This window comes from Thioclava sp. GXIMD2076 (genome assembly GCF_037949795.1).
Lineage (GTDB): Bacteria > Pseudomonadota > Alphaproteobacteria > Rhodobacterales > Rhodobacteraceae > Thioclava > Thioclava kandeliae.
The window spans coordinates 2,776,298-2,798,491 of record NZ_CP149932.1; the positions used below are offsets into that span (position 1 = coordinate 2,776,298).

General features: G+C 62.9%; 24 protein-coding genes. 14 read left to right on the forward strand and 10 right to left on the reverse strand.

Going from position 1 to position 22,194, the window contains the following annotated elements; all coding sequences use genetic code 11:
* Nucleotides 1–5: 5 nt before the first annotated feature.
* Nucleotides 6–1,253: a sarcosine oxidase subunit beta family protein gene (locus WDB91_RS13730; RefSeq protein WP_339113097.1), complete on the reverse strand. Its 1,248-nt coding sequence runs from the start codon at nucleotides 1,251–1,253 to the stop codon at nucleotides 6–8.
* 300 nt (nucleotides 1,254–1,553) lie between these two features.
* Here WDB91_RS13730 and ccmI point away from each other — a divergent pair, with 300 nt between their 5' ends.
* Genes ccmI through WDB91_RS13745 form a run of 3 tightly spaced genes read left to right on the forward strand, consistent with a single transcriptional unit; the run spans nucleotide 1,554 to nucleotide 3,725 of the window.
* Complete coding sequence (ccmI, locus tag WDB91_RS13735; protein WP_339113098.1) at nucleotides 1,554–3,077, forward strand: c-type cytochrome biogenesis protein CcmI; 1,524 nt, start codon at nucleotides 1,554–1,556, stop codon at nucleotides 3,075–3,077.
* Entirely contained in the window at nucleotides 3,074–3,544 is a 471-nt protein-coding gene (gene ruvX / locus WDB91_RS13740) for a Holliday junction resolvase RuvX (protein WP_339113099.1), read from the forward strand. Before ccmI ends, ruvX begins: the two co-directional genes overlap by 4 nt.
* Before the next feature lies 1 nt (nucleotide 3,545).
* Nucleotides 3,546–3,725 carry a DUF1289 domain-containing protein gene (locus WDB91_RS13745; protein ID WP_339113100.1) on the forward strand — a complete coding sequence of 60 codons (180 nt, stop codon included), beginning with the start codon at nucleotides 3,546–3,548 and terminating at the stop codon, nucleotides 3,723–3,725.
* A 10-nt stretch (nucleotides 3,726–3,735) separates the two neighbouring features.
* Here the strand turns inward: WDB91_RS13745 and WDB91_RS13750 are convergent, their stop codons facing one another.
* Complete coding sequence (locus WDB91_RS13750) at nucleotides 3,736–4,842, reverse strand: ABC transporter ATP-binding protein (protein WP_339113101.1); 1,107 nt, start codon at nucleotides 4,840–4,842, stop codon at nucleotides 3,736–3,738.
* A 103-nt stretch (nucleotides 4,843–4,945) separates the two neighbouring features.
* Nucleotides 4,946–5,725, reverse strand: a complete 780-nt coding sequence (locus tag WDB91_RS13755) for an SDR family oxidoreductase (protein ID WP_339113102.1) — start codon at nucleotides 5,723–5,725, stop codon at nucleotides 4,946–4,948.
* 146 nt (nucleotides 5,726–5,871) lie between these two features.
* Here WDB91_RS13755 and WDB91_RS13760 point away from each other — a divergent pair, with 146 nt between their 5' ends.
* Nucleotides 5,872–6,867 (forward strand): Hint domain-containing protein, encoded by a 996-nt coding sequence (locus WDB91_RS13760; protein ID WP_339113103.1) that lies wholly within the window; start codon nucleotides 5,872–5,874, stop codon nucleotides 6,865–6,867.
* Between the two features lie 12 nt (nucleotides 6,868–6,879).
* Here WDB91_RS13760 and WDB91_RS13765 read toward each other — a convergent pair whose 3' ends face one another.
* On the reverse strand, nucleotides 6,880–7,134 hold the full coding sequence (locus WDB91_RS13765) for a Rho termination factor N-terminal domain-containing protein (RefSeq protein WP_339113104.1): 255 nt from the start codon (nucleotides 7,132–7,134) through the stop codon (nucleotides 6,880–6,882).
* 120 nt (nucleotides 7,135–7,254) lie between these two features.
* Here WDB91_RS13765 and WDB91_RS13770 point away from each other — a divergent pair, with 120 nt between their 5' ends.
* The gene (locus WDB91_RS13770) at nucleotides 7,255–8,862 is read left to right on the forward strand and encodes a peptide chain release factor 3 (RefSeq protein WP_339113105.1); all 1,608 of its coding nucleotides are present in this window, start codon (nucleotides 7,255–7,257) and stop codon (nucleotides 8,860–8,862) included.
* Nucleotides 8,863–8,977: 115 nt separating this feature from the next.
* Nucleotides 8,978–9,472, forward strand: a complete 495-nt coding sequence (locus WDB91_RS13775) for a DUF6869 domain-containing protein (RefSeq protein WP_339113106.1) — start codon at nucleotides 8,978–8,980, stop codon at nucleotides 9,470–9,472.
* A 62-nt stretch (nucleotides 9,473–9,534) separates the two neighbouring features.
* Here WDB91_RS13775 and WDB91_RS13780 read toward each other — a convergent pair whose 3' ends face one another.
* The 3 genes from WDB91_RS13780 to WDB91_RS13790 form a co-directional block, all read right to left on the reverse strand.
* Nucleotides 9,535–9,957 carry an OsmC family peroxiredoxin gene (locus WDB91_RS13780; protein WP_339113107.1) on the reverse strand — a complete coding sequence of 141 codons (423 nt, stop codon included), beginning with the start codon at nucleotides 9,955–9,957 and terminating at the stop codon, nucleotides 9,535–9,537.
* Nucleotides 9,958–10,028: 71 nt separating this feature from the next.
* Nucleotides 10,029–11,282 (reverse strand): glycerate kinase, encoded by a 1,254-nt coding sequence (locus tag WDB91_RS13785; RefSeq protein ID WP_339114527.1) that lies wholly within the window; start codon nucleotides 11,280–11,282, stop codon nucleotides 10,029–10,031.
* 67 nt (nucleotides 11,283–11,349) lie between these two features.
* On the reverse strand, nucleotides 11,350–12,942 hold the full coding sequence (locus tag WDB91_RS13790; protein ID WP_339113108.1) for a bifunctional metallophosphatase/5'-nucleotidase: 1,593 nt from the start codon (nucleotides 12,940–12,942) through the stop codon (nucleotides 11,350–11,352).
* Between the two features lie 147 nt (nucleotides 12,943–13,089).
* Here WDB91_RS13790 and WDB91_RS13795 point away from each other — a divergent pair, with 147 nt between their 5' ends.
* The 6 genes from WDB91_RS13795 to WDB91_RS13820 all read left to right on the forward strand — a co-directional run bounded on the left by WDB91_RS13795 (nucleotide 13,090) and on the right by WDB91_RS13820 (nucleotide 18,589).
* Nucleotides 13,090–13,425 carry a DUF952 domain-containing protein gene (locus tag WDB91_RS13795; protein WP_339113109.1) on the forward strand — a complete coding sequence of 112 codons (336 nt, stop codon included), beginning with the start codon at nucleotides 13,090–13,092 and terminating at the stop codon, nucleotides 13,423–13,425.
* Complete coding sequence (locus WDB91_RS13800) at nucleotides 13,426–14,484, forward strand: quinone-dependent dihydroorotate dehydrogenase (protein WP_339113110.1); 1,059 nt, start codon at nucleotides 13,426–13,428, stop codon at nucleotides 14,482–14,484.
* Nucleotides 14,475–14,810: an arsenate reductase (glutaredoxin) gene (arsC, locus tag WDB91_RS13805; protein ID WP_339113111.1), complete on the forward strand. Its 336-nt coding sequence runs from the start codon at nucleotides 14,475–14,477 to the stop codon at nucleotides 14,808–14,810. The genes WDB91_RS13800 and arsC overlap by 10 nt, the downstream gene beginning before the upstream one ends.
* 159 nt (nucleotides 14,811–14,969) lie before the next feature.
* A complete protein-coding gene (locus WDB91_RS13810) occupies nucleotides 14,970–15,965 on the forward strand; it encodes a YeiH family protein (RefSeq protein ID WP_339113112.1) in 996 nt (331 codons plus the stop codon).
* Between the two features lie 16 nt (nucleotides 15,966–15,981).
* Nucleotides 15,982–16,872, forward strand: coding sequence for a LysR substrate-binding domain-containing protein (locus WDB91_RS13815; protein ID WP_339113113.1), 891 nt, complete (start codon nucleotides 15,982–15,984; stop codon nucleotides 16,870–16,872).
* 106 nt (nucleotides 16,873–16,978) lie between these two features.
* Nucleotides 16,979–18,589 carry a glucan biosynthesis protein D gene (locus WDB91_RS13820; RefSeq protein ID WP_339113114.1) on the forward strand — a complete coding sequence of 537 codons (1,611 nt, stop codon included), beginning with the start codon at nucleotides 16,979–16,981 and terminating at the stop codon, nucleotides 18,587–18,589.
* A gap of 69 nt (nucleotides 18,590–18,658) precedes the next feature.
* On the opposite strand, the gene WDB91_RS13825 is transcribed toward WDB91_RS13820, so the two are convergent.
* The 3 genes from WDB91_RS13825 to WDB91_RS13835 form a co-directional block, all read right to left on the reverse strand.
* Nucleotides 18,659–19,129 (reverse strand): DUF1203 domain-containing protein, encoded by a 471-nt coding sequence (locus WDB91_RS13825; protein WP_339113115.1) that lies wholly within the window; start codon nucleotides 19,127–19,129, stop codon nucleotides 18,659–18,661.
* A gap of 85 nt (nucleotides 19,130–19,214) precedes the next feature.
* Complete coding sequence (locus WDB91_RS13830; RefSeq protein ID WP_339113116.1) at nucleotides 19,215–19,607, reverse strand: VOC family protein; 393 nt, start codon at nucleotides 19,605–19,607, stop codon at nucleotides 19,215–19,217.
* Nucleotides 19,604–20,581, reverse strand: a complete 978-nt coding sequence (locus tag WDB91_RS13835; protein WP_339113117.1) for a DUF808 domain-containing protein — start codon at nucleotides 20,579–20,581, stop codon at nucleotides 19,604–19,606. Before WDB91_RS13835 ends, WDB91_RS13830 begins: the two co-directional genes overlap by 4 nt.
* Before the next feature lie 209 nt (nucleotides 20,582–20,790).
* Here WDB91_RS13835 and cobS point away from each other — a divergent pair, with 209 nt between their 5' ends.
* Both cobS and WDB91_RS13845 read left to right on the forward strand, forming a co-directional pair.
* Nucleotides 20,791–21,762, forward strand: a complete 972-nt coding sequence (gene cobS / locus WDB91_RS13840; RefSeq protein ID WP_339113118.1) for a cobaltochelatase subunit CobS — start codon at nucleotides 20,791–20,793, stop codon at nucleotides 21,760–21,762.
* A gap of 104 nt (nucleotides 21,763–21,866) precedes the next feature.
* Nucleotides 21,867–22,154, forward strand: a complete 288-nt coding sequence (locus WDB91_RS13845; RefSeq protein ID WP_339113119.1) for a hypothetical protein — start codon at nucleotides 21,867–21,869, stop codon at nucleotides 22,152–22,154.
* The last annotated feature ends 40 nt before the right edge of the window (nucleotides 22,155–22,194 follow it).

The window sequence follows — 22,194 nt, forward strand, 5'->3', positions numbered from 1 at the left end:
GCCCATCAGTGTGCCACCCCTGCGGCCACGGATTCGTCCACGAAACGGCCTTCGGTGAAGCGGTCGAGGCCAAAGCCCTTGGCCAGCGGTCCCGGCTCACCCTTGGCGATCAGCTCGGCCATCGCCCAGCCCGACCCCGGAATGGCCTTGAAGCCACCCGTGCCCCAGCCGCAATTGACGAAGATGTTCTTGACCGGCGTTTTCGACAGGATCGGCGAGTGGTCACCCGTAATATCCACGATCCCGCCCCATTGGCGCAGCATTTTTAGCCGCGAGACAATCGGATAGGTCTCGACGAGCGAGCGCACGGTTTCCTCGATGGTATACCACGAGCCGCGCTGCGAATAGTTGTTGGGGTGATCGATGCCACCGCCCAGAACCAACTCGCCCTTGTCGGATTGGCTGATATAGCAATGCACGAGGTTCGCCATCACGACAACGTCGATACAGGGTTTGATCGGTTCAGACACCCAAGCCTGCAGCGCCACCGATTCGAGCGGCAGACGGAAGCCCGCCATATTGGCCACGGTGCCCGCATGCCCTGCGGTCACAATCGACAGCTTCTCGCAGTCAATCGCGCCCTTGGTGGTGTCGACGCCGCGCACCTCGCCATTTTCGGTGCGGATGCCGGTGACTTCGCATTTCTGGATGATATCCATGCCCATATTCGAGCAGGCCCGTGCCAGACCCCATGCGACCGCATCGTGGCGCGCGGTGCCGCCGCGCTCCTGATAGAGCGCGCCCAGCACCGGATAGCGCGGCCCGTCGATATTGAGAATCGGCACGAGGCTCTTGACCTCTTCGCGCCCGATCCACTTGGTCTCGATGCCCTGCAGCTGGTTGGCATAGACGGTGCGCTTGTAGCCGCGCATCTCGTGCTCGGATTGCGCCAGCATCAGAAGGCCGCGCGGCGAGAACATGATATTGTAGTTGAGGTCCTGGCTCAGGCCCTCGTAGAGCTGGAGCGCCTTGTCGAAGATGCCGGCCGAAGGGTCCTGCAGGTAGTTCGAGCGGATGATCGTGGTGTTACGGCCCGTATTGCCGCCGCCGAGCCAGCCTTTCTCGATGATCGCGACATCCTTGATGCCATGGACCTTGCCCAGGTAATAGGCGGTCGCCAGACCATGTCCGCCCGCGCCGATCACGATGACCTTGTATTTGCGCTTGGGCTCTGGGCTGCGCCAGGCTTTTTCCCATCCGGCGTGATAGCGCATCGCCTCGCGCGCAACGGCAAAGATGGAATATTTCCGCATGCCCCGGCTCTCCTGTCCTGAAATCATCCAACACGGGTCACCGCCCGTCTTCTCCTTTTTGATGGACCCGAGCGCCCGAGGAAACCCCGCCAGTCGCGGCATTTTTCGTCTAAATGCGACACGCGTTTAAAATGACGCGATTTCGCGACACATAACAGGCATTCGCCATGCGAATACCGGTGCCGCAGACCCGCTCCGGAAGGGCCGCGGATCACGGTCTCGTTCCCGCCACGCGCTCTATAAGGCTTCCGTCCCTCCACGAATTTCCCTAAGGGAGACAGGAATGAAGGGGATTGGGTTATGCTGTTCTGGATTGTAGTCGCGATTGTCTTGCTGCTCGTGGCGTTGGTCTTTCTGTCGGCGCTCTGGCGCCTGCGCATGGAAGGGGATGAAAACGACATCACCGAGAGCGCGGATATGCGCGTCTATCGCGATCAGCTGAGCGAGGTCGATCGCGACCGCGCCCGTGGCACCCTCTCCGAAGATGATGCCGGGCGCGCGCGGATCGAAATCTCGCGCAAGCTCCTCGAGGCCGATCGCGCAGCCCGCGCTGCCGCCCGTCCGCCGCGCTCCCCGAAAACGGCGCGGATCGCGGCGAGCGTGGTGATTCTGGCCTGTCTGGGCGGGGCCGTCGCGCTTTATGCCTATCTGGGCGATGACGGTTATGCCGACCAGCCCATCGGCACCCGCCTGGCTCTGGCCGATGAGAGCTATCTGGGCCGCCCCCATCAGGATCAGGCCGAGGCCGATTTTGCCAAAACCTTCCAAAAGCCCAAGGTCGATGCACAATTCGCAGCCCTTATGGACAAGCTGCGTCAGGCCGTGAAGGACCGCCCCGATGACCCGCAGGGTCTGCGTCTTCTGGCGCGCAACGAGATCACGATGGGCAATTTCGCCGATGGTGTCGCGGCGCAACAACAGCTGATCAAGGTGCTGGGCGACAAGGCCACAGCCGATGATCAGGCCGACCTCGGAGAGTATATGGTGATTGCGGCGGGTGGTCTGGTGACCCCCGAGGCCGAGGCCGCCTTCGGTCAGGCCGTGCAGCTAGATAAGACCAACGGGCGGGCGCGATATTATATCGGGCTGATGATGGCCCAGAACGGCCGCCCCGACCGGACCTTCCGCATCTGGGATGCGCTTCTGACCGATAGCAAGGCCTCGGATGACTGGGTGAAACCGATGCTCGCCAATATGCCTACCATCGCGTGGCTCGCAGGCCAGCCCGATTACCAGCCGCCCGAATTAGGCCGCGACGGCCCGAGCCTGAGCGATCTGGTCGCCGCCCAGAAACTGCCGCAGGCCCAACGCGCCGGCGCGATTGGCGACAAGGTGGATGCGCTTCAGGCCCGCATGGCCAATCAGGGCGGTAGCGCCGAGGATTGGGCGACGCTGCTGGCGGGGCTGCGGCTTCTGGGGCGCGATGATCAGGTCACCGCGATCCTCTCGGAGGCGCGTGGCACCTTCGCCAAGGCCCCCGAGGCGCTAAAGCTCCTGGATCAGGCGGCCAAGGGCACATGGCCTGCCGATGTCACCGCCGATCTGCCCGGTCCATCAGCAGAGGATATGAAAAATGCCGAGAGCCTGTCGGCGCAGGATCGCCAGCAGATGATTCAGGGCATGGTCGACGGGCTGGTCTCGCGGCTGGAAACCGATGGCGGCTCGGCCGCCGAATGGACCCGCGCCCTGCGCGCCCTGATGACCCTCAAGCAGAAAGACCGTGCGCACGATCTTCTGGCCAAGGCACAAACCGCTTTGGCCGCGGATCAATCCGCGCTAGAGGAGGTGACCGCCACCGCCAAGGAGCTCGGGCTCGACCAATGATCCACGAAGATATCGCCGAATTCGCAGCAGCCCTCCCCCGTATGGGGTCGATCCTCGGGCTCGATCTGGGCACCAAGACCATCGGGGTTGCGGGCTCCGATATGCTGCGCTCGGTCGCAAGCCCGATCCTGACGATCAAGCGCACCAAGTTCACCGCCGATGCCGAGGCGCTGTTCAAGATCGTGGCCGAGCGCGAGACCTGCGCCATCATCCTCGGCCTGCCGCGCAATATGGACGGCTCCGAAGGCCCGCGCGCGCAATCGACGCGCGCCTTTGCCCGCAATATCGCCCGCATGTGCGAACTGCCCATCGGCTATTGGGACGAACGCCTGTCTACCGTGGCCGCCGAACGCGCCATGCTGGAGGCAGATCTCTCGCGCGCCAAACGCGCCGAGCGGATCGACAATGTGGCGGCGAGTTTCATCCTGCAGGGCGCGCTCGACCGGCTGGCCAATCTGCGGGGCTGATATGGCGCGCATCAAGAGCCCCTGCCGCAATATCTGCAGCTTCGACCAGCCGAGCCAGACCTGCCTCGACTGTCACCGCAAGATCGACGAGATCGCGCGCTGGGGAACCATGTCGCATATGGAACGCCAGAAGATCCTCAAGGACCTGCCGCGCCGCCGCAAGGAAGCGGCCCGTAACTAGGGCTCCGCGATCAACCGACCGGATAGACGAAACAGCGGTCGCGGCGGATCATCAGCCACATCGGCGTGCCCGCTTTGGGCAGGAAGACATTGGGCACGGTGGCCTTGAGCACCGAGCCGTCATAGTCCATCCGGAATTCCACAAGGCTCTCGCGCCCCATGAAACGGGCGCGCTCCACCACGCCGCGCGCGGCGGTGCCGTCCTGCGGCGTGGGCAGTGGCCCCTGACCGGCACGGTCGAAATCGATCTTCAGATGCTGCGGGCGGATCACGATGTCCACCTCGGACCCGTCGGCCCGACCGGGGGCCAGAAACTCGCCAAAGGCGGTGCGGGTCAGCGCGCCCTGCACACGGGCGCGGATCACATTGATATCCGAGAAGAACGCCGCCGCCGCCCGATCCACCGGCGCATTATAAAGGTTATAGGGCGCCCCGCCCTGCACGATCCGCCCGCCGCGCATCAGAAGGATCTCGTCGGCCATGCGCATGGCCTCCTGCGGCTCGTGGGTGACCAGCAGAACGGCGGTGCCTTCCTCCTTCAGAAGCGAGAGCGTCTCGTCGCGGATATCGTCGCGCAGCCGTTCGTCGAGCCCCGAGAAAGGCTCGTCCATCAACAGGATACGCGGACGCGGCGCCAGCGCACGGGCCAGTGCCACACGCTGCTGCTCGCCCCCCGACAGCTCGTGCGGGAAATGGTCGATATGATGGGCCAGATGGACGCGCGCCAAAAGATCCTCGACCCGTGCCCGTTTCTCGCGCGCAGGGTCGGAGAGCCCGAAGGCCACGTTATCGGCCACCGACAGATGCGGGAACAGCGCGAAATCCTGAAACATCAACCCGATGGCGCGGCGCTCCGGCGGCACGCGGAACACGGTATCGCAGATCAGCTGGCCATCGACAAAGATCTTGCCGCGATCTTGCATATCAACGCCCGCGATCATCCGCAGCGTCGTGGATTTGCCACAGCCTGACGGACCCAGCAGGCAGGTCACCTGCCCGGCCTGAATGGAGAAGGACACATCGCGCACCACCTCCCGCCCTTCGAACGAACGGAAAAGCCCCTGCACTTCGAGGCGCGGGGTCACGTCGAGGCGCGGGGTCGGGGCGGTTGCAGTCATCTCGGTCCTGTCGCGTGGCACATCGTGAGGCAATCCATAGAGAAAAGCTCAAGCTTTGCCAATATTGCGATCGGGGCAAGGCGACCGCCCCGCCCCGACGCGATCACACCGAGATATTGGCCGCCCCGCCATCGAGCGAGATATTCTGGCCCACGATGAAGCCCGCATGCTGCGAGCACAGGAACGCGCACATCGAACCAAACTCGGTCGAGGTGCCGTAGCGCCCTGCCGGAATGGTCTTGGCACGGCGCGCCTGTGCCTCCTCCATGCTAATGCCCTCGGCCTTCATCACGCCGCTATCGAGCGAGATCGCGCGGTCGGTCGCGTGGATACCGGGCAGCATGTTGTTGATCGTGACGCCATAGCCTGCCACCTGCCGCGAGGTTCCCGCCACAAAACCCGTCAGCCCCGAACGCGCCGAATTCGACAGGCCCAGCTGCGCGATGGGCGCCTTAACCGATTGCGAGGTGATGTTCACGATCCGGCCCCAGCCGCGATCGATCATGGTCGGCAGAACCGCCTGCATCATCGCGATCGGCGCCAGCATATTGGCATCGAGCGCCTTGATGAAATCGTCGCGGTTCCAGTCCGACCAGAGGCCGGGGGGCGGGCCGCCCGCGTTATTGACAAGGATATCGGCCCCCTCGCCGGCCGCCAGAACCGCCTTGCGGCCATCTTCGGTCGTGATATCGGCCGCAACCGGCGTGACCTTCACGCCATATTTTCCGGCGATCTCGCGCGCCGTCGCCTCGAGCACATCCGCTGATCGCGCATTCAGCACGATCTCGACGCCCGCCTCCGCCAGCGCCTCGGCACAGCCGCGCCCGAGCCCCTTGGAGCCTGCACATACGATTGCCTTTTTATCCCGAATTCCCAGATCCATCGGCCCCTCCTGTCATCAAATCCTCCAACAGCTATCACCTGCAGTCCCCGCCGCAAGCCCAGGATTGACACAGTCACGCCTTTCTTAAGTCATCGTCAGGGAATATAGGTTAACATCAAGGCCCAAAGCCAAGATACTGCCATTCCATGAGCCAAGCGACATTGCAAACGACCCAAACCGTTCACGTCTTCGATGCCAGCCTTTTCTGGGTGACAGCCGGTGCCAATCAGGGCGACGGGCTGGATCTGGCCGAATATTGTGTGCCGGGCGATATCTACCAGCTCGACCGCGAGGCCGTGCCGATGAAACTGATGGTCGAGATCGAGGGTGACGCGCAACTGATCGCCTCGGGCTCCGAGGTCGGGCAAGAAGGCGACGCGCTCGAACTGGTCTCGCGCCATGTGATGATGGCCCCCGAGGGGGATAGCGTGGATATCCTGCTTCTGGCCAACCGCGCGGATGATGCGCTTTACGCCCTGCCGATGTCGCCCATTGCCGCGCGGGTCGATTATACGCTGCTGGAGGCACATGAGGATGCCGGCTCGGCGCGGCTGACCGATCTGATCTGCGTGGCCTTTACCGCAGGCACCATGATTACCATCGCGGGCGGCGCGCAGCGTCCGATCGAGGCGCTGAAAACCGGTGACCGCATCCTGACCCGCGACAACGGCCCGCAGCCCCTGCGCCTTGTGACCAAATCCACCATGCGTGCCTTTGGCAGCTTCGCCCCCGTCGTGATCTCGCGCGGGACGCTGGGCAACGAGGGCGATCTGGTGGTCAGTCCGCATCACCGGCTGTTTCTCTATCGCCGTGGCCAGGCCCGCATCGGCACGACCGCCGAACTACTGGTGCAGGCCAAACACCTCGTCGATGACGAGCATGTCTGGCGGCGCGAGGGCGGTTATGTCGATTACTACGCGCTGATTTTCGACCGGCACGAGATCATTTATGCCGAAGGAATTCCGATCGAGAGCCTGATGGTGACCAAGGCAAGCCTCTCGCAGATGCCCGACCAGCTGACCGCCGATATCCGCGCGCGCCTGCCCGATCTGGCGCATAAGCCGCATTTCGGCACGGAGGCGGGGCGCGATCTCCTTGAGAAGGTCGGGCGCGACAAGCTGTTCAGCCGCAAGAAGAGCTGAGATGTGGCGCCCCTAATGGGTGCGCAGCGCGTCGATCAGCTCCGGTTTCGACATTTTCGAGCGACCATCGATGCCGATCTCCTGCGCACGGGCGTAGAGGTCGGCTTTGGTCCAGTCCTCATAGGGCGGGGCTTTGCCACCTTTTTGCGACGGGTGCATGTCCGGGTTGGCCTTCGCATTCGAGATACGCGCCGCCTTTTCCTTCGACATTCCCTCCTCGCGCAGGGTCTTGTAGAGATCTTCGTCCTTCAGACTGGGATTGGCCATGATGTCCTCCTTTGGGGACAAAACCGTCATAGGGCCCCTCCGGTTCCCGCTGCGGATGAGGGCCCTCATACCCTGCCCCGACCCTGCGCTTCACAATTGCCATAGGTGCCGCGCCATTGTATGAGGCGCATCATGAGCAACCGTCCCGCACTCCCGCCCGAAATCGCCCGCCGCCGGACCTTCGCGATCATCTCGCACCCCGACGCTGGCAAGACCACACTCACCGAAAAGTTCCTGCTTTTCGGCGGCGCCATCCAGATGGCCGGACAGGTCCGCGCCAAGGGCGAGGCACGCCGGACGCGCTCGGACTTCATGCAGATGGAAAAAGACCGCGGCATCTCGGTCTCGGCATCGGCAATGTCCTTCGATTACAAGAACTTCCGTTATAATCTGGTCGATACTCCCGGCCACTCGGATTTCTCGGAAGATACCTACCGGACCCTGACGGCGGTGGATGCGGCGATCATGGTGATCGACGGGGCCAAAGGCGTGGAGAGCCAGACCCAGAAGCTCTTCGAGGTCTGCCGCCTGCGCGACCTGCCCATTCTGACCTTCTGTAACAAGATGGACCGCGAATCCCGCGAGGTCTTCGAGATCATCGACGAGATCCAGGAAAACCTCGCCATCGATGTGGCACCGGCCTCCTGGCCGATCGGTGTTGGCCGCGATTTCCTCGGCGCCTACGATATGCTCAATGACCGTCTCGAGCTGATGGACCGCGCCGACCGGAACAAGGTGGCGGAATCCATCAAGCTGGACGGGCTCGACGACCCGAAACTGGCCGACCATATTCCCACAGATCTGCTGGCCAAGCTGCGTGAGGAGATCGAGATGGCGCGCGAGCTGCTGCCGGCCTTCGACCGCCAGTCCTTTCTCGAGGGCCATATGACCCCGATCTGGTTCGGCTCGGCCATCAACAGCTTCGGCGTGAAGGAACTGATGGACGGGATCGGCAATTACGGCCCCGAGCCGCAATTCGCCAATGCCGCCGAACGCCAGATCGCGCCCGACGAGAAGAAGGTGCAGGGCTTCGTGTTCAAGGTGCAGGCCAATATGGACCCCAAGCACCGCGACCGCGTGGCCTTCGTGCGGCTGATCTCGGGGCATTTCGAACGCGGCATGAAACTGACCCATGTACGCTCGAAAAAGCCGATGGCGATCTCGAACCCCGTGCTCTTCCTCGCCGCCGACCGCGAACTGGCCGAGGAGGCCTGGGGTGGCGATATCATCGGCATCCCCAACCACGGCCAGCTGCGCATCGGCGATGCGTTGACCGAGGGCGAGATGCTGCATATCACCGGCATCCCCTCCTTTGCGCCGGAACTTCTGCAATCGGTGCGGGCGACCGACCCGATGAAGGGCAAGCATCTGGAAAAAGCACTGATGCAGTTTGCCGAGGAAGGCGCCGCCAAGGTCTTCAAGCCGATGATCGGCTCGGGCTTTATCGTGGGCGTCGTGGGCGCGCTGCAATTCGAGGTTCTGGCAAGCCGGATCGAGCTGGAATACGGCATTCCGGTGCGGTTCGAGCCCTCGCAATTCACCTCGGCCCGCTGGGTCTTGGGCAAGGAAGAGGCGACAGAGAAGCTGGTGAATGCCAACAAGCAGCATATGGCCACCGATAATGACGGCGATCCGGTCTTCCTGACCCGCCTGCAATGGGACATCGACCGCGTTGTGCGCGACTATCCCGATGTCACGCTTTCGGCGACCAAAGAGCTGATGCAATAACGCGCCCGCCCCCGTTCAGCGGGGGCGTTTGCGTTATCTTGCCCCTCCCCCGACGGTCGGCCCGAATATGGCGCTCCACCGCGCCAATGGCCGTTCCCGAAAGAAAGAACCGCGAATGACGACGCCTCTCCCCCCCGATCTGGTCACTCGCCTCTGCGAGGCCGCAACCGCGCCGGACGATATCGTGACACTCGAGGCGCTGCTGGCCTGCTGGCTCGAGGATCTGCGCAAGCCTCTGGCGGAGACCGAGGAGGCCAGCTGGGCCGAACTGTGTGTCTTCGAGCTGACCGATTACCCCGAGCATATCCTGCAGTTCATCGAGCTGGCCCTGCCCCGCCTGTCGGCCCCTGCCGAGGCAGTGATGCTGGCTGCAGGGCCGTTGGAGGATGTGATCAACGCCCATGGCCTTTTGGTGATCGAGCGGCTTGAGGCGCTGGCCGTGCAGTCCCCTCGTCTATGCTTCGTTCTCACGGGGGTCGAGTTTGCCGAAACGGCAGATGCCGCCCAGAGCCATGTGATCGAGCGGATCGCCAGCCTACGGGCAGAGGCGATGGCGCAGGGGCTGACAAAGGGCGGGCCGTTGCCGCCGCCGGATCCGCGCCCCGTTTGATCCCCGCATAATAAAACGCCCGCCAAGATAGCGGGCGTTTTGCAGGACATGCCTGACGCGGATCAGTTAACCGTCAGATCCAGCGAGATCTCGCAATTGAGAAGCTTCGAGATCGGGCAACCGGCCTTGGCCGCCTCTGCCGCCGCGCGGATCTTCTCGGCATCGCCCGCCGAGGTGACCTTGCAGGTCAGCTCCGAGGATTTCACGGCAAAGCTGTCACCTTCCTTATCCATCGAGATTTTCGAGGTGGTCTCGATGACCGCATCGGTGATCTCCGCACCGGTCAGCTGGCCGGAAAGCGCCATCGAGAAACAGGCCGCATGGGCCGCACCGATCAGCTCTTCGGGATTGGTGCCGGGCTTGTCCTCGAAACGGGTGTTGAAGCCGTAGGGCTGGGCATCGAGGGCTTTCGACTGCGTCGAAACGGTGCCTTTGCCCTCTTTGATGGTGCCTTCCCAATGGGCGGAGCCGCGTTTGACGATCATATCTGTCTCCTTCAGAACTTGTGTAACTTGCATGGATAACGCCGCCGCCTGCCCTCCTGTTCCATCCCCGGCTAAAGGATAAGGATTGCCCTGAAGTCATTTACATTGGTCAGCGTCGGGCCCGGCACGACCTGCTGCCCAAGAGCGGCGAAGAACCCGTGGCTGTCATGCACGGCCATCGCCTCCGGGGCGCTCACACCCAGCCTATGGGCAAGGGTCAGCGTGCCGGGGCCCACCCATGCGCCCGCCACCTCCGCCGAGCCATCCACCCCATCGGTATCGCAGGCCATCGCCCAGATCCGCGGTGCGCCCGCAAGCGTCAGCGCCAGCCCCAGCATATATTCGGCATTCGGCCCGCCACTGGCCGTGGCCGATTTGCCTCTCTGGGTCACGGTGCATTCGCCGCCAGACAGTAACAGAAGCGGCTTGGTGCCCTTGGCCGAGAGATCCATCGCCAGACGGGCCTGTTTCGCGGCCAGATCGCGGGCCTCGCCTTCGAGCGCATCGCCCAGGATCTCGACACCGATCCCTTCGGCTTGCGCAAGCTCGGCCGCGGCCTCGAGCGAAACGCTAGGTGCGGCGATAATCTCGGTCGTGGCGCGCGCAAGGCGCGGATCGTCCGGAGCCACCACACCGGTGGGCCCGTCCAGCACCGCCCGCACAGATGCGGGCAGATCCAGCTTGAACATATCGGCAATCGCGCGTGCATCGGCGGAGGTCGTGGCATCGCCCACGGTCGGCCCCGAGGCGATGAAGGCCGGATCATCTCCGGGCACATCCGAGATCATCAGCGTGCGCATCCGGGCCGGATAGGCCGCAGCCGCCAGCTGCCCGCCCTTCACGCGGCTCAGGTGTTTGCGCAGCACATTCATCCGGTCGATCGTGGCACCCGATTCCAGCAAGGCCCGGTTCACGGCCTGTTTCTCGGCCAGAGTAATCTCCCCCGCAGGCGCACATAAAAGCGCCGACCCACCGCCCGAGATGAGCGCGATGACCGTATCATCCTCGCCCAGCCCCTCCAGCAGATCCAGCATCCGGCGCGTGGCCTCGACGCCCGCCTGATCGGGAACCGGATGCGCAGCCTCGACGATCTCGATCCCCTTGGTCGGGCGGCCATAGCCGTAACGGGTGATCACCAGCCCCTCACAGGGCCCCCAGACCGATTCCACCGCTTCGGCCATCCGCGCCGAGGCCTTCCCCGCCCCCACGATCACCACGCGGCCGTCGGGTTTGGGGCCCAGCGCTTCGGGCACGCAGATCATCGGATCGGCGGCGGCGACGGCGGCGTTGAACAGTCTGTGCAACAGGGCGACGGGTTCGGGCATCGGTATTTTCGGAACCAAGGAAACCTCCTGCAATATAAAAGGGGGCAGTCACCTGCCCCCCGTTATGTCACTCGGCAACCGTGATACGGCCATCGGTATAGGGTTTCACCGGCCCGTTTGCAGCCATGTATTCGGCCAGCACATCTGCCAGATCGGGGCCATAGTCGTAGACATTGGTCGCATCGGTCCCGAACATGGCATAGCCATCACCGCCCGCGCGGACATAGTTGTTGGTCACTACGCCATAGGTGGCCTCGGGGTCGATCGGCGCCCAGTCTCCATCCTTCATGACCATCACATCCGAGATACGCGATCCGGCCTCGGCCGACGGCGTCACGGTATATTTCAGCCCGCCCACCTGCGAGAAGCGCCCTGCGACCTCCTCCATCTGGCTCGCGCCATTTTCCAGCGCGGCCACGATGACCGAGCCTTTCGCGTCAAATGTGGCAAGCGTATTCTGGAACGGCAATACCGTCAGCACATCGCCCATCGTTACATCCCCCGCCGGCAACGAGGCCCGGAGCCCCCCCCCATTGGTGATCGCGATGGTGATGCCCTGATCCTTCACACGGTCAATCATCGCATCGGTCATCAGATCGCCCATCGGGCATTCCTTCAGGCGGCAGACATCGCGCGAGCCGTCAATGGCATCGGTGGATTGCGCCACCACCTTCTGGCGGATCTCCTCGAGCGGTTTGGCAAGCTCGGTCAGACGCGCCTTGGCCTCAGGGTCTTCGGCGACCGAGGCATCGAGCAGGATCGGCTGACCTTCGGTCGATTTGACCACACCGGCATCATCGAAGGTGACCGTAAGATCGCCCAGATATTTGCTATGCGCCGAGGCCGTGACAATCGCCGTCTTGCCAACCATGGTCGGATAGGGCCCCTCTGCCCCCTCCATATCGCCCAGAAGCGTATGGGTATGGCCGCCCACGATCACATCCAAATCCGGCACCGCCTTGGCGGTTTCCTGATCCACATAATAGCCCGAATGCGACAGCAGGATGATCTTGTCCACGCCTTCGGCCTTGAGCTTTTCCACCTCTTCCTTGATGACAGGCACCGGCTCCGAGAAGGTGATGTTCTTGCCTGGGCTCGACAGGATCGCGTTATCCTGCGCGGTAGTCCCGATCAGGCCGATCTTCTGCCCGCCCACCTCAAGCACCACCGATTTCTTGATCTTGCCATCGAGCGCGGGCTCTTTCGACACATCGCCATTGGCCATCAGCATCGGAAAATCGAGCGCGTCGATATATTTGCCCAGCACCTCCGGCCCGTCATCGAACTCGTGATTGCCCACGACCATCGCCTGATAGCCCATCATATCCATGAACTCGGCCGACGCCTTGCCCTTGTAATAGGTATAGAACAGCGTGCCCTGGAACTGGTCGCCCGCATCCACGAGGATCGAGTTCTCGGCCTTGGCACGCGCCTCCCTGATCGCCGTCACCTGACGCGCGGTGCCGCCAAAGCACTCCCCCGCGTCATTATCCTCGGTGGAACAGGTCGAATCATATTTGTTGATCGGTTCGAAGCGTGCATGGAAATCATTCGTGTGCAGAATGGTCAGCGTATAATCGGCATGGGCAGCACCTGCGGCCGTAAGCCCCGCCATCAGCGCAATTCCCGCCACGCGCGTTTTCAGAAATCCTGTAGACATCAAAATCCTCCACTCAGGTCATCGCCAGTCTCGCAAATTTGACCGGACTGTCAAAACTCTGTGTGACATTGCCCCGAGGTGAAGCCGATTTTCGCCGCTTTCGTGAAAGAGATTGATTATTTCCGCGCCATTGGGCATGTGAAACCCATGCTTATATACAAGATCTTCCGCCCCGCCGAATGGCAGGCCCTCCAATCGCAGGGATCGACCTCGGGCGCGCCCATCGATCTCGCCGATGGCTATATCCATATCTCGACCGCCGAGCAGGTACGCGAGACCGCTGCCAAGCATTTCGCCCAAGCCGGTGATCTGGTGCTGGTCAGCCTTGAGGCCGACACTCTCGGTCACGCCCTCCGATGGGAGGTCTCGCGTGGCGGGGCGCTCTTCCCGCATCTTTACCGCGATATGACCATGGCGGATGTGATCGCCCATATGCCCCTGCCCCAAGGCCCCGAGGGCCATATCTTTCCGGAGACCCTGTAAATGCCCTTGATCGAGAGCCTCGGCCTGCGCGCGCTGCACCAGTTGAACCCCGAAACCGCCCATGGCCTCTCGATCAAGGCCCTCGCCGCCGGCCTCGTGCCGATGAAAGGCGTCTGGACCAGTCCGCGCGTTGCCACGCAGGTGGCGGGTCTCGATCTTCCCAATCCGGTGGGGCTTGCCGCAGGTTTCGACAAGAATGCCGAGGCCGTGGCCCCCCTCATGCGGGCGGGCTTCGGCTTCATCGAGGTGGGCGCTGCCACGCCCCGCGCCCAGCCCGGAAACCCCAAGCCCCGCCTCTTCCGCCTGACCGAGGACCGCGCGGTCATCAACCGTTTCGGCTTCAACAACGAAGGCATGGAACCCATCTCGCACCGCCTTGCCGCCCGCCCCACGGGCATTCCGGTGGGCCTCAATCTGGGCGCCAACAAGGATAGCGAGGACCGCGCCGCCGATTTCGCCAAGGTGCTGGCCCATGCAGGCCCCTGGCTCGATTTCGCCACCGTCAATGTCTCCTCGCCCAATACCGAGAAGCTGCGCGACCTGCAGGGCGCCGAGGCCCTGACGGCGCTCCTTTCGGGGGTGATCGCGACCCGCAACACGCTGACCCGCCCGATCCCCGTCTTCCTCAAGATCGCCCCCGATCTGACGGATGCCGAGATTGACGATATCGCACAGGTCGCCAGAACCACCGGTATCGACGCGATCATCGCCACCAATACCACCCTCTCGCGTGAGGGGCTGCAAAGCCCCTATGCACCGGAAAAGGGCGGCATGTCCGGTGCGCCTCTCTTCGAGACATCCACCCGCGTGCTGGCGAAACTCTCGCAGGCGACCGATGGGCAGATCCCGCTGATCGGCGTGGGCGGCATTTCCTCCGCCGAGGACGCCTATCAGAAGATCCTCGCAGGTGCCTCCGCGGTGCAGCTCTACTCGGCGCTCGTCTATCACGGGCTCTCGCTCGCGGACCGGATCGCCCGCGGTCTCGACACACTTCTCGAACGCGACGGCTATGCCAATATCGCGGACGCCACCGGCAAGGGGCGCGACGCATGGCTCTGACACTCTGGCACAATCCGCGCTGCTCCAAATCCCGCGAGACCCTCGCGCTGCTGCAGGCGCGGGGCCATAGCCCCGAGATCCGTCTCTACCTGACAGATGCTCCCAGCCGCACCGAATTGGAGGCCGTCATCTCCAAGCTCGGCCAGAGCGCAGACACCCTTGTCCGCTGGAAAGACGCGAAGGGCCTGATCGAACGCGACGCGGATCACGACACGATCCTCGCCACGCTTGCCGAAAACCCGAAACTCATCGAGCGCCCGATCCTGATCACCGGTCAATCCGCGCGCCTCGGCCGCCCGCCCGAACAGGTGCTGGAAATCCTCTGATCTTCCAGCGTCCCTAAATATCCCGGGGTGAATGGCCCGGAACGGGCCAGAGGGGCAGCGCCCCTGTTCGACCCGATCGAACAAAACATCCGGATCATTCAATTGGACCGATAAGCCAGTCTCCCCCATGATCAGGGCATCCCAGACGGAGGATGCCCCATGATCGCGCAGAACCGCCCCACCCTTATACCGGGCCTTGCCCTCTGTGTCGCTGTTGCCGCAGTGGCGTTCGGGCTCCACACGCTGCCCGCCCTCTCGGCCTTCTCGCCCCTGATCCTTGCCATCATGCTGGGCATGGCCTTCAATACGCTGCGCCCGCTCTCTCCCTCCTGCGCGGAAGGCATCGCGTTCAGCCTACGCTATATCCTTCGCGCGGGCATCGTGCTTCTGGGCCTGCAGCTGACCTTCGGACAGGTGGCCGAGATAGGGGCCGGCGGGCTCGCAACCATCCTCCTCACATTGCTTGCGACCTTTTTCTTCACACGCTGGCTCGGGCGAGTGATGGGTGTCCCGCGCGGGCTCACCGATCTTATCGCAGCCGGCACGTCGATCTGCGGGGCTTCGGCGGTGATTGCCGTCAATACTGTCACCCGCGCGCGCGAGGAGGATGTGGCCTATGCCATCGCCTGCGTGACGGTCTTCGGCTCGGCCTCGATGCTGCTCATGCCGCTGCTCGCCCCGCTTACACCCCTCGGACCCAAAGCCTTCGGCATGTGGACAGGCGCCTCCATCCATGAGGTCGCGCAGGTCGTGGCGGCAAGCTTTCAGGGGGGCGATACAGCAGGGCATTTCGGGACTATTTCCAAGCTGACCCGCGTCATGATGCTGGCGCCGATGGTGCTTCTCCTCGGGATCGGCACGAGAAACAGAAATACCGGGCAGACAACCACCCCCGCAGGCGCTCCGGTGCCGTGGTTCGTTATGGGCTTTGTAGCGATGGTCGCCATTTCTTCCACTGGCTGGCTGCCCCCGCCCGTTGTCGAAGCCAGCAAAACGATCGACCAGATTCTGCTGACCATCGCCCTGGCAGGAATGGGACTTTCGACCGATCTGCGTAAACTGGCGGCAGCCGGTCCCCGCCCCGCGCTGCTGGGGGGCGCCGCATGGCTCTTCATCTCGGGCGTCAGCCTGTTATTGATAACGCTCATCCAGTGACAGAAAGGCATGCGCCATGACCCTCGACCAGCTTCGGATCTTTCTGGCGGTGGCCGAACGCGAGCATATCACCCGTGCGGCAGAGGCGCTCAACTTGACCCCGAGCGCCACCAGTTCGGCGATCTCGGCGCTCGAAACCCGCCATGCGGTGAGGCTCTTCGACAGGATTGGGCGGCGCATTGTGCTCAGCGATGCCGGACGCCATTTCCTGCCCGAGGCCCGCAGGCTACTGGCTCATGCCGCCCGGACCGAGCGGGTGCTGGAGGATCTGGCGGGGCTTGCGCAAGGCCATCTGCGGCTCATCGCCAGCCAGACAGCGGGCACATACTGGCTGCCGCCGCTGCTGGCACGCTACCGGCAGGCCTATCCGGGGATCACGCTCGATATCCGGCTGAGCAATTCCGTGACCGCGGCGCGGGCCGTGCGCGATCTCGAGGCGGATCTGGCGGTGATCGAGGACGCGTGCCATGACGATCTGCTTCTCATCGAGCCGCTGGTGCGCGACCGGATGATGCTTGTGCGCGCCAAGGCGCAAGCGGGCCAACCTCTGGACCCGCGGACGCAGGACTGGGTGCTGCGCGAGCACGGCTCCGGCACACGCGCCATTTTCGACCGCTGGCTCGAGAGCCAGAACATCGCCCCCGCCGATCTGAGCCCCTCGCTGGAGCTGCCCTCCAACGAGGCCGTGCGGGCAGCGGTCGAGGCGGATGCTGGCGCGAGTATCCTCTCCGAGATGGTGGTAGCCTCTTCGGTGGCGGCAGGACGGCTTGACTGCGTGGCGCTCGATCTGGCCCCACGCCCCTTTTCGCTCCTGCGTCACCGCGAACGTCCCTTTACCCGCGCCGAGGCCGCGCTTGCTGCCATTCTGCGCGGCAAAACAGGTGGTGGAACAGCAACGCGGAGCTAGAATCCCCGTGAAATCCAGCATGTTCCTGCCCATTCACAGGATCTTCTGTTGCGCTTTGCCGAAATCGCCGCACTTATCGGGCTGAGCACGATATCCGGAGCATTTGATGACAGATTCTCACCCCTCCCGCCGTCAGGTCCTCGCCTCCGCCCTCGGGACCGGCGCCTTTTTCCTTCTGCCCGAGCTGGCGCGCGCCCAGAGCGACGAAATTGCCCACGGCATGGCGCTCGGTCAAGCCGAGCCCTTCTCCTATGACATGCTGCGCGACATGGCCCGCGACCTCTCCAAAGGTCCCTATAACGCGATGAAGGTGGCCGACCCCGAGATCATCCAAGCCATCGATTATGACGCGCATGGCAAGATCAAGTTCCGCAAGGATCATGCGCTCTGGGGCAATGGCGATGATTACCCCGTGCATTTCTTCTTCCCCGGCAAGTATTTCCCCGATCCGGTGCACATCTATTCGGTGAACGGCAACATGGCAAGCGAGGTGCCGTTCTCCAAAGACTACTTCACCATTCCCCAAGACAGCCCTGCGCAGAACCTGCATAACACCGAAGGCTTTGCGGGCTTCTCGGTGCAGGACCGCAAACATAATGCCGACTGGATGGCCTTCCTTGGGGCCTCCTACTGGCGCACGGCGGGCTACTCGGGACAGTTCGGCCTGTCCGTGCGAGGCCTTGCGCTCGATACGGCGGTGGCCCAGGGCCCCGAGGAATTCCCCCGTTTCACCCGGTTCTGGCTCGAAGAGCCGGAAGATGGCAGCTTTGTCACCTATGCGCTTCTCGAAAGCCCGCGTGCGACCGGTGCCTACCGGATCGTCTCGCGTCTGGGCGGCGGGGTCGTGCAGGATGTCTCGGCCGATATCTTCCTGCGCGGCGATGTGAACCGGCTCGGGATCGCGCCGCTGACCTCGATGTACTGGTTTGGCAAACATGACCGTCAGGTGTCCCCCGACTGGCGCCCCGAGGTGCATGACAGCGACGGGCTGGAAATCCATACCGGCAGCGGCGAGAAGATCTGGCGACCGCTGAACAACCCGCCGCGCGTGATGGCCAACAGCTTCCATTCGCCCAATGTCAAAGGCTTCGGCCTTGCACAGCGCGAACGCGATTTTGCGCAATATCAGGATGATGGTGTTTTCTACGAGAAACGGGCCACCGCATGGATCGAGCCGAAAGAGGGTTGGGGCGAAGGGGCTGTGACCCTCATCGAGATCCCGACAGATGACGAGACCATGGATAATATCGTGGCCTTCTGGACCCCCTCGGACGCAGCCACCACCGGCACCGAGTTCAACGTGAATTACACGCTGAGCTGGGTGAAGGATGTGCCGGTGCCGCGCGAGAAGGCGCAGTTCACTGCGATCCGGATCGGCACTGGTGGTGTGCCCGGACAGGACCGCCCCGCCAACACGGTGAAGATCGTCTGCGATCTGGACAGCACCGGCCTGCAGGGGCTGAGCCGCGCCGACGGGCTGGAACCCAATGTCACCACCTCGGCGGGCGAGATCTCGATGCAGACCGCCTTCCCCGTGGTGGGTGCCGATTATTGGCGCGCGATCTTCGATCTCGATTTCTCGGCTATCGCGGCGGATAATAACGATCCGATCGACCTGCGCGTCTATGTGGACAACAAAGGCGAGGCGATGACCGAGACGCTGATTTTGCAGCTCTTCCCCTCGCAGCTGCGCGAATTGCTGGCCAGCCACGGCTGAGCCACGCCGATCAGGACACACCACCACATAAAGGGAGGCGAAGGCCTCCCTTTTTCTATGCCCGACATGTCAGACGGGGCGGGCCTGCGCCGCAAAACACCCCGCCTTGGCATAATGCAAATGGACATAGGCGACAGCCTCATTACCCGCGAAGATCCCTGCAAGCGCCGTATGAAGATCCGCACCTGAAACGAGATCGGGCTCGAGCATCATATCACCATGATCGAAGGGCCGGATGGAAATCAGCCGGTGGCGCAGCGCCTGTGGCACCTCCCCCACCTGCGGCTGGGCACGCGCCACGCCCTCACGCACGAAGATCGCGTGAGAAGCGCGATAAGGGGTCTGGGCCGGTTGATGTTCGTAATTGAGCAAAAGGACCGTCTCGCCTGCCCGCGCATCCTCAAGGCTGACACGGCACGGGAGGGCGTCGCGCTCGGTCACCCGCATCCGGCAGATCCGGCGCGTGGCAAGCGCCTCGTCAGTTATCTGGAACAGTTCGACAAAGGGTTCGACGGGAAGGGCATGGATCTGGAAAGGCATCGGGGTCTCCGTGGATATGACACGGAGACCTTAGCCCCTACGCCCGCAGCTGGCCGACCCGAAACCTGTGCAAAGACCTCATCTATCAAGAGGTCTCGTAAAGTTCCAAGGGCAGCCCGTCGGGGTCCTGGAAGAAGGTAAAACGCGCATTGGTGAACTCGTCTACACGGACGGGTTCGACCTCGACCCCGTGCTCCTGAAGGCGGGCACACCACGCATCCAGATCATCCACGGCAAAGGCCAGATGGCGCAGACCCTGCGCCTCGGGGCGCGTGGGACGCGCAGGAGCATTCGGGAAGGTAAACAGCTCGATCTGCACGCCCCCCTCCATGCCGAGATCCAGCTTCCAGCTTTGGCGCGCCTCGCGATAGGTCTCGGCGATGACGGACATTCCAAGCACTTCCGTATAGAAGTGCTTGGAACGCGGATAGTCCGAGGCGATCACCGCCACATGGTGCGGACGCAGCCGGTCGCTCATGCGGCACCCTTCTTCGAGAAGAGGCCAAAGACCGGCTTGATGACGAAGGTCGCCAACGGGATCATCAGCACCAGCCCGAAGACCAGACCGAAGATACCGTCGAAGAAGGCGGTCACCGCCCAGGACACCAGGCCCTTCAGGCTCTCGCCCACATGTTCAGACACCGTCTCGGCCTGATGGTGGATCCAGTCATAGGGGGCCGGGAAGCCCAGCTCGGCGATCCCGTGCAACAGGATATTGCCGCCGACCCAGATCATCGCCGCCGTGCCCACGATGAGCAATGCCTTCATGAACACCGGCATGAAATGCAGGATACCGCGGCCAAAGGCACGGGTACCCGAGAGTTTCGCGTTTTCGGCAAGCCAGAGCCCCACATCATCGGCCTTCACGATGATCGCGACGCCGCCATAGACAAGCGCCGTGATCCCCACCGCCACAAGCGCCAGCGTGATCGCCTCCATCCAGATCGGATCGCCCTCAGGCAGCGCCGAAAGCGCGATGGTCATAATCTCGGCGGAGAGGATGAAATCGGTTTTCACCGCGCCTTTCACCTTTTTCTCCTCGAGATGGGCGCTGTTCTGTTTGCCGCCTGCTGTCTCCTCGGAGCCGTGATCCTCGGAGGGGTGGAACAGATGCCAGATCTTTTCCGCACCCTCGAAGCACAGATAGGCCCCCCCCAGCATCAGAAGCGGCGTGATCGCCCAGGGCGCGAAGCTCGACAGGATCAGCGCCAGAGGCAGCAGGATCAGAAGCTTGTTGCGGATCGACCCGAGCGCGATTTTGCCCACGATCGGTAATTCCCGCGCGGGCGCGAAGCCATGGACATATTTCGGCGTCACCGCCGCATCATCGATCAGCGCGCCTGCGGCTTTCGCACCCGCCTTGGTTGCCTGAGCGGCCACGTCATCGACGGAGGCCGCCGCCACCTTGGCGATACCCGCCACATCATCCAGAAGCGCCAGAAGGCCGCTCATATGTCTCTCCACTCTCATTATCCGCCATGCGGGCCTCAAACCATCAGAGTATGGTCTCACCCGCGCAGGCGCAACGCGCTAAACCCGTATGCGGGTCCACAATTCATCCTTGCCCTTGCAGCGCCCCGCGATATGTTCCACAACTCGATCTGACATGCTGTGCGCCGCAAAGCAGCAAGACAGCGGCGACCAAAAGAAAGGTGCCCGAAATGCTCGATATGAATGCAAAACCCACCGAAGAGATCGATGTCCGCGAGGTCTTCGGAATTGACAGCGATATGAAGGTCAAGGGATTTGCCGAGCGCACCGACCGCGTGCCGGAAATCGACCCGACCTACAAATTCGACCGCGATACCACGCTGGCCGTGTTGGCAGGCTTTGCCTATAACCGCCGCGTCATGATTCAAGGCTATCACGGCACGGGAAAATCCACCCATATCGAGCAGATCGCCGCGCGGCTGAACTGGCCCTGTGTGCGCGTCAACCTCGACAGCCATGTCAGCCGGATCGACCTGATCGGGAAAGATGCGATCAAGCTGGTGGATGGCAAGCAGGTTACCGTGTTCCACGAGGGCATCCTGCCGTGGTCGCTGCGCAATCCGACCGCGATCATTTTCGACGAATATGATGCAGGCCGCGCCGATGTGATGTTCGTGATCCAACGTATTCTGGAAGCAGAGGGCAAGCTGACTCTGCTGGACCAGAACGAGGTAATCACGCCGAATCCCTATTTCCGCCTCTTCGCCACCGCGAATACCGTGGGTCTGGGCGACACGACCGGCCTCTATCACGGCACCCAGCAGATCAACCAGGGCCAGATGGACCGCTGGTCGCTGGTGGCCACGCTGAACTATCTCAGCCACGATGCCGAGGCCGCGATCGTCCTGTCGAAGAACCCCAATTACAACAACGAGGCAGGCCGCAAGACCATCAGCCAGATGGTGCATGTGGCCGACCTCACCCGCACGGCCTTCATGAATGGCGACCTGTCCACCGTCATGAGCCCGCGGACCGTCATCGCATGGGCGCAGAACGCGCGCATCTTCAACGACGTGGGCTATGCGTTCCGCCTGACCTTCCTCAATAAATGCGACGAACTCGAGCGCCAGACCGTGGCCGAGTTCTACCAGCGCCTGTTCGATGAGGAACTGCCCGAGAGCGCGGCCTCGATCGCGATCTGATCGCCTTGAGCGCGGCCCTCACAGGGCCTGAAAATCTGGAAAGCCGGGGCCTCTGCTCCGGCTTTTTTTACGGTTTGGAAAGCAAAACCGGCGAAGCTCTGCGCATGATGATTTACATGCGCCTTGCCCTCAGTCTCTCTATCGCCGGTCTTCTGGCCGCCTGCGAGCCACAATATGCGGCCCGCGATGTTCTGCGCGAATGCCAGACACTCTATCTCGAAAACGATCGGTTTACCGATGCCAATCTGGCCTCCGAAGCCATGAATGGCTATCGCGGTCCGCATGTGCCCTCGATGCATGCGATGCTGATCCCGCAGAAAAGCTACAAGCCCCGCAAGGTCGAGCAATGTGACGAGATCCTTGTGCTGGAACGTCGCCTGCCCGGACGCTAACGCGCATCGAAAAAGGGTCCGGAAGCACCGGACCCTTGCT